11 protein-coding genes are annotated in these 9,083 nt (G+C 73.1%); 3 read left to right on the top strand and 8 right to left on the bottom strand.

Features of this window, described 5'->3' with window-relative positions; genetic code table 11:
- On the top strand, positions 1 to 434 hold a 434-nt coding region (locus tag ACZ3YO_RS19210; RefSeq protein WP_465570581.1), incomplete at its 5' end, for a hypothetical protein.
- A 158-nt stretch (positions 435 to 592) separates the two neighbouring features.
- Here the strand turns inward: ACZ3YO_RS19210 and ACZ3YO_RS19205 are convergent.
- The 4 genes from ACZ3YO_RS19205 to ACZ3YO_RS19190 form a co-directional block, all read right to left on the bottom strand.
- A complete protein-coding gene (locus ACZ3YO_RS19205) occupies positions 593 to 1,891 on the bottom strand; it encodes an MFS transporter (protein ID WP_465570578.1) in 1,299 nt (432 codons plus the stop codon).
- The gene (locus ACZ3YO_RS19200) at positions 1,888 to 2,493 is read right to left on the bottom strand and encodes an ArsR/SmtB family transcription factor (protein WP_465570576.1); all 606 of its coding nucleotides are present in this window, start codon (positions 2,491 to 2,493) and stop codon (positions 1,888 to 1,890) included. The genes ACZ3YO_RS19205 and ACZ3YO_RS19200 overlap by 4 nt, the downstream gene beginning before the upstream one ends.
- 179 nt (positions 2,494 to 2,672) lie before the next feature.
- Entirely contained in the window at positions 2,673 to 4,184 is a 1,512-nt protein-coding gene (locus tag ACZ3YO_RS19195; RefSeq protein ID WP_465570573.1) for a serine hydrolase domain-containing protein, read from the bottom strand.
- Between the two features lie 58 nt (positions 4,185 to 4,242).
- Positions 4,243 to 5,040 (bottom strand): hypothetical protein, encoded by a 798-nt coding sequence (locus tag ACZ3YO_RS19190; protein WP_465570997.1) that lies wholly within the window; start codon positions 5,038 to 5,040, stop codon positions 4,243 to 4,245.
- A 112-nt stretch (positions 5,041 to 5,152) separates the two neighbouring features.
- On the opposite strand from ACZ3YO_RS19190, the gene ACZ3YO_RS19185 reads away from it, so the two are divergent.
- A complete protein-coding gene (locus tag ACZ3YO_RS19185; RefSeq protein WP_465570570.1) occupies positions 5,153 to 5,842 on the top strand; it encodes a TetR/AcrR family transcriptional regulator in 690 nt (229 codons plus the stop codon).
- A 116-nt stretch (positions 5,843 to 5,958) separates the two neighbouring features.
- Complete coding sequence (locus tag ACZ3YO_RS19180) at positions 5,959 to 6,702, top strand: PIG-L deacetylase family protein (protein ID WP_465550023.1); 744 nt, start codon at positions 5,959 to 5,961, stop codon at positions 6,700 to 6,702.
- Here ACZ3YO_RS19180 and ACZ3YO_RS19175 read toward each other — a convergent pair.
- The 4 genes from ACZ3YO_RS19175 to ACZ3YO_RS19160 form a co-directional block, all read right to left on the bottom strand.
- Positions 6,699 to 7,490: a DedA family protein gene (locus ACZ3YO_RS19175; RefSeq protein WP_465570567.1), complete on the bottom strand. Its 792-nt coding sequence runs from the start codon at positions 7,488 to 7,490 to the stop codon at positions 6,699 to 6,701. The genes ACZ3YO_RS19180 and ACZ3YO_RS19175 overlap by 4 nt on opposite strands.
- Positions 7,491 to 7,539: 49 nt before the next feature.
- Positions 7,540 to 7,734 carry a DUF1918 domain-containing protein gene (locus tag ACZ3YO_RS19170; RefSeq protein ID WP_360625484.1) on the bottom strand — a complete coding sequence of 65 codons (195 nt, stop codon included), beginning with the start codon at positions 7,732 to 7,734 and terminating at the stop codon, positions 7,540 to 7,542.
- 181 nt (positions 7,735 to 7,915) lie between these two features.
- Positions 7,916 to 8,605 carry a TetR/AcrR family transcriptional regulator gene (locus ACZ3YO_RS19165; protein WP_465570563.1) on the bottom strand — a complete coding sequence of 230 codons (690 nt, stop codon included), beginning with the start codon at positions 8,603 to 8,605 and terminating at the stop codon, positions 7,916 to 7,918.
- Positions 8,606 to 8,719: 114 nt separating this feature from the next.
- A complete protein-coding gene (locus ACZ3YO_RS19160) occupies positions 8,720 to 8,923 on the bottom strand; it encodes an acyl-CoA carboxylase subunit epsilon (protein ID WP_465570561.1) in 204 nt (67 codons plus the stop codon).
- Between the last annotated feature and the right edge of the window lie 160 nt (positions 8,924 to 9,083).

Here is a 9,083-nt window from a genome sequence, read left to right as displayed (position 1 = left end):
TGCCGCACGACCTACCGACGACGTTGAGCTTCGATTTCGCGCCTATCGTCTTCGCGACCGGAATTCCAGTCGGTGGCAATGCGCATCTGACTATTCGCGACGATGGCACGTTCACATTTTCGGGACATTTTCATGATTCCGGTGCCGATGAGTTCAACACCCAGCTCGTGTGGGCTGTGAAGGACTCTCAGAGCAAGGTGTACACCTTCCAGCATGCTGGTCACGTCTCCGGCACCTTCGAATCCGGGTCGCGGGATGACGACTGGACAATAGACTCACGCAGCGATCAGATCTCTGCGAATTGGGCGAACATAGCGGCGAACCCGACCAGTCGCGCCGACGCCCATGTCAATGCCGAATTGGTCAATGTGACGAACAGCCTGATAGGGGTGCTGGGAACGGTATTGGGAGTCGTTGCGATTGTCGCCGCCTGACGGTGGCGAGTTCCGCCAGCCCGATCGCATCCGGGGAGGGCGTGATGGAGGGCGTCTTCGATCGGTTGCCGAAGGGCCCGTTCACGCCGCTTTTGAATCGAGTGTGCAAATGCCAGAAGCCCCCGCCGTCACCGGCGAGGGCCCCGGAGGGAGGCGGGTCAGCGCAGGGCCGAGGCCTTCGAGTGGCCGTCCGCCCCCTCCTCCGTCCGGTCCGGGCGGCGGGAGGCCGGGAGGTCGCGGGTGCGGCCGACGGGGGAGAACAGCAGGATCAGGGCGGCGAGCGGGACACCGGCGGTGGCGAGCCACATCGCGGGGCGCAGGCCGAGCGTCGTGCCGAGGACACCGGCGAGCACCGCGCCGAGCGGGATGGTGCCGTAGTTGAGGACGGCGGCGCTGGCGGAGAGGCGGCCGAGCAGCTCGGGCGGGCAGTAACTCTGCTGGAAGCTCGACTTGAGCACGTTGCCCGCCACCACTCCGGCGGAGATGCTGAACCCGCCCGTGACGTAGAGCAGCACGCCCACCCCGTCGGTGGTGAGCGGGATCAGCAGGGCGAGGCCGGGCAGGCCCAGCTCGAAGAGGAGCATCGCGCGGGCGGTGCCGATCCCGGCGGCGACCCGGCGGGCGGCGAACGCCCCGGCGATGCCGCCGCTGGCCCCGGCCGCGATCAGCCCGCCGACCGTGCCGGAGGCGAGCCCGACCTCGCGGATCAGGAAGGCGACCTGGATCGACTGGTACCCCATCAGCGCCAGGTTGGAGGCGGCGCCGAACAGCGTCAGCGTGCGCAGCCAGCGGTCACCGGCGACCAGGCGCAGGCCTTCGCCGACCTCGCGTCGCAGCGCCCGTTCCTTGCGGGGGGCGGGGGTCTCGCGGTGGCGGATCCGGCTCAGGCAGACGAGCGAGACCAGGAAGGTGGCGGCGTTGGCGAACATGCCGTTCACCGCGCCCGCGAACTGGGCGATCAGGCCGCCGGAGCCGAGCCCGGCGAGCTGGGCGGCGGACGCGCTGCCGTGCAGCTTGGCGTTGCCCTCGGGCTGGTCGGCGGGGTCGAGCAGGCCGGGCAGGTAGGCGGTGTAGGCGGTCTGGAAGAAGACGGCGGCCGTGCCCGTCAGCAGGGAGACGGCCAGCAGCAGGCCGATGCTCAGGTGGCCGAGCCGGTCGGCGAGCGGGACGGCGGCGAACAGCAGCAGTGAGGCCGCGGCGGTGGCCAGCATGATCGGCCGGCGCGGTAAGCGGTCCACCCAGACGCCGGCGGGCAGGCCGATCACCAGCCAGGGCGCCCAGGCGGCGGCGTTCAGCAGGCCGATCTCGAAGGTCGAGGCGTGCAGGTCGGAGACGGCGATCAGCGGCAGCGCCACGCCGGTGACGGAGGCGCCGAACTTCCCCGCGGTCTCGCCGCTCCAGAGCAGGCGGAAGTCCCGGTGGCGGCGGAGCAGCCCGCCGCGCGCGGCGGGGCTCACTCGGCACCCCCGGCGCGGCGCGGGAAGGACTGGAGCTGCACCACGATCGGCAGCGCGTCCGGGTCGGGTTCGGCGTCCGGCCCGGGGGTGTGGCGGGCGATGACGGCCTCAAACTCCTCGTTCAGTGCCTTGAGTTGGCTGGGCGTCAGGCGCAGGTGGCTCCAGTCCGAGACGGTGCCGACATCCCGCCACTCGTCCTCCCACTCCTGGTCGATGTAGGCGGTGACCCGGTTGAAGGAGTTCTGCACCACCTGGTGCACGTAGAGCGTGAGCGCGCCGTGGCTGGCGGGGTCGTCGCGGAAGTCCGTGGTGTCGAGCCGGTTGGCCACGGGCACCCGGCGCCACCAGCGTTCGCGCTTGGTGCCGCGGCCGGTGTCCTCCTCGATGAAGCCGTGGTCGGCGAGGTGGCGCAGGTGCCAGCTGACGGTGCCGGTGTTCTCGCCGAGCCGCTCGGCGAGCCGGGTCGCGGTGGACGGGCCGTCCAGGTTGAGCAGTTCGAAGATCTGCATCCGCAACGGGTGGGCCAGGCCGCGCAGGCTCGTGGCGTCGAGCCGGCGCTGCGGCGTGGCGGGCGGGGTCGGCTGTTCCGGGTGCTCGGTCATGGTGTCATCGTAGGTTGCAGAGGATTCTCTGCATAGAGGTCTCTGCAGAGAATCCTCTGCAATGTGGGCGGGCGGTGCTCTGCGATCATTCCGGCGGCCACGGGCGGCCGGCCGCCCCGGGGCGCGGCCCGGAGGTGCGGCGGATCGGCTCCGGGCCGCGCCTCCGGACGGCAGGCGCCTCAGGCGGACTTGGCCGTCGCCCGGACGCCGAAGTGGACGTACCGGCTGCCGTCGGCGAGGGCGTAGAACACCACGGGGATCCACGCGTCCTTCTCGTTGCGGCGGCCGGCGAACACCGTCTTCGCCGGCGTGTGCGAGACCGGGGTCAGGTGCCAGACCAGCGGGTCGAAGGTGCCCGCCAGGCCGTCCGCGCCCTCGTACCTCAGCCGCAGCGTGCCCGGGCCGCCGTCGCCGGCGGCGATGGTCATGAGGAAGCCCTCGCGCTTGTAGCCGCCGAGGAACGGCTCCGTGTCCACGGCCGGGGGTTCGGCGGCCGGCGCGAACCCGGGCATGGTGACCCCGGCGAGTTCGGCGCAGAGCTCACGGCAGAGCGCCTCGAAGACCTTGGGCGCGGCGCCGCCGCCGTTGGTCAGCAAGGCGATGGCGAGGCCCTTCTCCGGGATGGCGCGCAGGTAGGCGAGCTGGCCGAAGGTGGAGCCGTCGTGGCCGAAGCCGCGCGCGCCGTCCCACTCGAACAGGCCCCAGCCCAGGCCCCAGTGGGCGCCGAGGAACCACTGGTCGGGCATCTCGACCTCGCGGGTCAGCATCGCGTCGACCACGGCGGCCGGCAGCACCCGGGTGCCGTCCGGTGCGGCACCGCCGTCCACGAAGACCCGGGCGAACCGGGCCACGTCGGCGGCGGTCGCGCTGATCCCGCCGTACGGACCGGCGGAGCGCGGCAGCATGTTCCAGAGCGGGGTGGGGACGGGGGGCTCGCCCGGCTCGCCCATGTGCCCCATGGCGGCGCGGAAGCGCAGCACCTCCTCGGGCAGGGTCATGGTGTGCTCCAGCCCGAGCGGGGCGAGGAGGAGCTCCTTGAGCGCCTCGTCCCACGTCCGGCCGGTGACCACCTCGACGATCCGGCCGAGGACGTTGTAGGCGGTGCTGGAGTACGACATGGTGGCGCCGGGCGGGTTGGTCAGGCCGACGGTCCGCGCGCTCTCGACGTAGCGGGCCAGGCAGTCGTCGCCCCGGCCGGTGTCGTTGACGTGGTCGCCCTCGATGCCGCTGGTGTGGTTGAGCAGCTGGCGCGGCGTGATCGTCCGGCCGGCCACGGCGTCGGCGACCGCGAAGTCCGGCAGGACGTCCGCGACCGGCGCGTCGAGGTCCAGCTTCCCGGCGTCGGCGAGCAGGACCACCATGGCGGCGGTGTAGCCCTTGCTGACGGAGCCGATCTGGAACACGGAGTCCGGGGTCACCGCGACGCCGGTGCCGGTGTGCAGGATGCCGGCGGCCACCTCGTGGATCTCGCCGTCGGCGAGCACGGCCAGGGCGGCGCCGGGGATGTGGTGGGCGGCGAGGAGCTCGCCGAGCCGGGCCTGCCAGCGAGCGGTGTCGAAGGCCGGGGCGCCGTCGCCCGCACCCAGCGCCCGGTTGACCGTACGGGCCACGTCGCGGTCGGTCTGTTCCAGGATCCTGGCCACCTCCTGGTCGACCAGTTTCGACACTTCCCGGCGCAGGTTCTCCGACATGCTCTCTCCCTCGTGGTCATGGTGGAACGGCGGGGGCGGGGCGGGCGGCGCCTTCCGGCTAGCCGGCGCTGCGGGTCCGCCGTCCGACGAGCCCGGTCAGCGAGGCGACCGTCGTGCGCGGCGGCTGCATGAGGTCGCGGTCCGGTCGCAGGACGGTGCGGAACGCGGCCCAGACGAGTGCACCGAGGGCGAAGCCGTAGGCGGAGACCAGCCCGTGTCCGTTCTCCTGGGCGAACCACATGGCCAGGCCGAGCACCGGCACGCCGAGCGCGAGCAGCCGGGTCTTGCGGACGGCCTTGCCGCGGCCGGCGCCCTCGTCCTCGGAGCCCTTCCCGGCATCCCGGCCGGAGGTCTCGTCGGCGCCGCCGCGCAGCAGCAGGGCGGCGGCCAGCGTCGCGCCCAGGAAGTACGTGGCGCCGGAGCTGCCGGCGAAGTTGCGGGGGTCGGTGCTGTGGGAGGTCTGGCCCCACAGCTTGTCGATCTGCTCCGGCAGCAGGATGCCCGCGGCGAACAGGCCGAGCGTCAGCGGCGCACCCCAGAACCAGTCGGCGAAGGCCGCGACGGCCGCGAGCGTGGCGATGTTCCAGGCGGCCCCGCCGAAGCCGCCGTTCTGCATGAAGACCGAGGTGACCACGCGCCACCAGCCGGACTTCGCCGGGTCCGCGTCGAGTGCGCCCATCGCCCCCGACCAGCAGAGCTGGAGCGCCACCCCGGCGAGCGCGATCCCGGTCAGGCCGACGGCCGCCCAGGGGATCCGCCGCCGGCTCAGTGTGCTCTGGCCGACCAGGGCCAGACCGCCGTTGAACATCAGCACCATCAGTGCCGCCGTGGTCACGTTGAACAGCAGAACGTCCATCGTCACCACCCCCCTCCGAGCCGTGTGCGATTTTGCTGATCATGACAGTAGCGCGACTCGGAGCGTTTTCAAACAGTGTTTGAATGTCGGCACGACTCGCTAGACTGCGGCCGTGAAGCTGACCGTGGACCGGATCATCGAGACGGGGATGGCGGTGTTCGCCGAGACCGGCTACCACGGCTTCTCCGTGCGCAGGGTCGCCGAGCGGCTCGACGTCCACGCCGGCAGCCTCTACTACCACGTGCCCAGCAAGGCCGCGCTGCTCCAGCTGATGGCGGACCGGGTGGTCCGGCAGGCGTACGAGGCCGGCACCGCGGCCCTGGCCGCACTGCCCGCGCGGGCAGGCTGGCCGGCGCGGGTCACGGCGCAGGCCGTCGCCCTGCGGCAGAGCATCCGGCAGCACCCCGGCGGGGCGATCATGCTCGCGGGCAGCCCGAAGGTCCTCAGCCCCGGCGCTCTCTCGCTGATGGAACGGCTGCTCGCCACCCTCGCCGAGGCCGGCGTGCCCCCGGAGCACTGCGGCACGGCCGCCGACACCGTGCTCAGCCACGTCACCGGCTACGTGCTCCAGGAGCAGAGCGAGCCACCGGCGGTGCCGGTCACCGCCGAGGCCGTCGCCGCCCTCCACCGGAGCTTCCCCCGGACGGTGGCCGCCGCGGCCGCGCACGGGCCGGACGAGAAGTTCACCCGCAGCCTGGACCTGCTCTGCGCCGGCATCGGGACGCTGATCCGGCCGCCGTCCGAGGGGAGCGCCCGACGAGGGGACGCGCCGCGGAAAGGCGGCTGTGGGGAGGGTGCCTGACGGGCCGTTCGGCGGACGGGAGGAGCGGCGATCTCCTAGAGTCACCAGCGGTACGACCGAATAACCGCAGCGACCCGACATCCGCACCGCGAGCACCACGGAGAGGCAGCACCACCATGAGCGAGCAGCAGGCCCCCGAGCCGTTCGAGCCCGTCACCGAGGACTGGCAGACCGCACTGGCTGTCGTCGCCCACCCCGACGACATGGAGTACGGCGGCGCCGCCGCCGTCGCCCGCTGGACGGCGCAGGGCAAGAAGGTGGTCTACCTGATGGTCACCAGCGGCGAGGCGGGCATCGACTCGCTGAGCCCCGAGGAGTGCGGACCGCTGCGCGAGGCCGAGCAGATCGCCTCCGCCGCCCTGGTCGGCGTCGACACCGTCGAGTTCCTCGGCCACCCCGACGGCGTGCTGGAGTACGGGCTGCCGCTGCGCCGCGACATCGCCCGCGCCGTCCGCCGGCACCGCCCGGACATCGTCATCACCAGCAACTTCCGTGAGACGTACGGCGGGGTCTTCCTCAACCAGGCCGACCACATCGCCGTCGGCCGGGCCACCCTGGACGCGGTGCGCGACGCCGGCAACCGGTGGGTGTTCCGTGAGCTGACGGCCGAGGGTCACGAGCCGTGGGACGGCGTGCGCGAGATCTGGGCGGTCGCCTCGCCCGAGTCCCGGCACGCCGTGGACACCACCGACCACTTCGAGCAGGGCGTCGCCTCGCTGGCCGAGCACAAGGCGTATCTGGCCGGGTTGGGCGGCGTGATGAGCGATCCGCGCGAGTTCCTGGAGGGCTTCAGCCGGGCCGCCGGCAGCCGCCTCGGGACGCGCTTCGCCGTCCCGTTCGAGGTGTTCCCGCTGCGCTAGGCCTGCGAGCCCTCGTCCTGCGAGCCCTTGGCCTGCGGGTTCTCGGCCTGCGGGCTGTCGTGCCGTGAGTCCTCGTCCCGCGGGCCCTCGTGGTCCGGGCCCTCGTCGTCCGGGCGCCCGTCCCGCGGGTCGTCGACCGCCTGCTCGTGCCGCCCGCCGTCCGGCCTGCGGCGGCGGCGCAGCAGGTGGCGGGCGGCGAGGGCGGCGCAGAGGGCGGCGAGGGCGATCAGCAGCCAGAGCTGGTAGCGGATCGCCGTCCGGTAGACCCCGCCGATGTTGGCGCCGGCGAGGTAGCCGAAGGCGGACCAGACGCCGACCCAGAGCGCCGCCCCGAGCACGTTGAACGGCTGGAACCGCCGCCAGCGCATCTCGGTGGTGCCGGCGATGATGCCGTTGGTCTGGCGCAGCCCGTCCACGAAGCGGGCGACGGTGACGACTATGCCGCCGTGCCGGGCGAAGAAGCCGTCGGCGCGCTCCATCCGGGCCGGGGTGAGCAGCACGTAGCGGCCCCAGCGGTGGACGAAGGCGCGGCCGCCGGTGCTGCCGATCAGATAACCGAGGCTGTTGCCGACGACCGCGGCGGTGAAGGCGATCGTCACCACGGCGGCGATGTCGAGGTGCCCGGCGCCGGCGTAGACGGCGGCGAGCACCAGGATGGTCTGGCCGGGCGCCGGGATGCCGCAGTTGTCGAGCAGCACGAAGACCGCCACGGCCAGGTAGCCGTACTGGTCGAGCAGCGGTGCGAGCCCGGCGAGCGCGCCGGGCAGTGTGGGGGCGGGCGCGGACACGTGAGTCACCACCCCGCGCCGCGGGAGCGCGGGGTGGCGGCCGCCTGGGTCAGCGGAGCGCCTCGCGGCGTTCGATGTTGCAGTCGGGCCCCGGGTAGATCAGGCCCGTGTGGCCGTCCTCGAAGCGGACCATGTACGGCGGCTCGCCCTCGGCGCCGCGCACCTCGATGATCTCGCCCTTCTGGTCGACCATGCCCACCGACCTGCTGTGGATGTGGAGCTGGTCACCTACCGCTGCGTGCATGGTCTGCTCCTCGGGTAGCGGTGGCCGCGCGGGCGGCCGTTCTGCTTCCACTGTGCTGCGGCGGGGACGGCCTCGCAACGGCGTGACGGTGCCGGGGACGCCCGGGGGTGCCGTCGCGGCCGGGCTCGTCGCTCGGCGAGGGCCTTGGCACGGGCCTCGGCGAGGGCCCCGGCGGGGGTCCTCAGTGCGGGCCTCGGTGGGGGCCCGGGGGTTCGGCCAGGTAGCAGCGGACCAGCCGCTTGGACTCGGCGATCAGGACCGGGTCGCCCTCCGGGTCGCCTCGGAAGGCGAGCTTGAGCACGGCGTCCGCCGCCTCCAGGGCCACCCGTAGGCGCAGCGTGAGCGCCGCCGGGTCGGCCGCGGAGAAGAGCCGCCCGCCGAGCGCCTGGAGGCGCAGGGCGACGGCCGTGTTGTTGTCCAGCTCGGCGTCGATCAGGTGCCGGTCGTCCCGGACCCCGGCGGGCACGGCGGCGCCGGCCAGCCCGAAGTCCACCTGGCCGAAGCCGGGGACGGCCCGCTTCATCGTCACGAACTCGTCCACGGCGAGGTCGGTGAACCCGGCCGGGCCGTCCGGGGTCTCGGTGCTCAGCCGCCGGTCCAGCCGCTGGAGGTAGTGGTCGAGGTTGCGGCCCGCCAGCGCGGCCAGCAGGTCCTCCTTGCCGGCGAAGAACTGGTACAGCGTGCCGATCGGCACCTGGGCGCGGTGCGCGACCTCCTTGGTGGTGAGCGCGGTGGCCCCGACCTCGTCGAGCAGACCGGCACAGGCGTCCAGGATCCGGCCGTACCGCTCCTGGCTGCGCTGCTGCACCGGCCGCCGGCGGCCCGGGGCGCGCTCCCCGGCGGCGTGGTGACTCCTCGTGTCCGGGCTCATGGGGCCACTGTGCCGCATCCGGCGTTCCCGCGGCCAATTACGAACATGATCACTTCCCATGTCCGCCCGGAGCGGGCCGCTCGCGGCCGCGAGCGGCCCGCCGGTGACCGTCCGTCAGGCGGCCTGCTGCCAGCTGACCGGCGAGAAGTAGGCCGGGCGGAGCTCCAGCCGGTGGCGGGTGGCGGTCGGCTCGACCGGCGCGGCCGCGGCCTGCCGGGACGCGGCGAGGGCCGTCAGCACGGCGGTCAGGGCCGCGAGCTCCTCGTCGGAGAGCGAGCCGCGGACGACGCGGATGCAGGGGGCGGCGGAAACGGCCATGATCCGGTTTCTCCCGGGCGGATGCGTGGTGTGTGGTCGGTGGCACCGGAACTGGGGACCGCGGGACGGCGCTGCTACATCGGCGGGTTGCCGTGCTTGCGGCTGGGCAGATCGGCGTGCTTGGTGCGGAGCATGGCGAGCGAGGTGGCGAGGACCTGGC

It is taken from the genome of Kitasatospora sp. NPDC022785 (genome assembly GCF_055561295.1).
The sequence above is the reverse complement of the archived record's forward strand: the minus strand, read 5'-3'. Positions and strand labels throughout refer to the sequence as shown.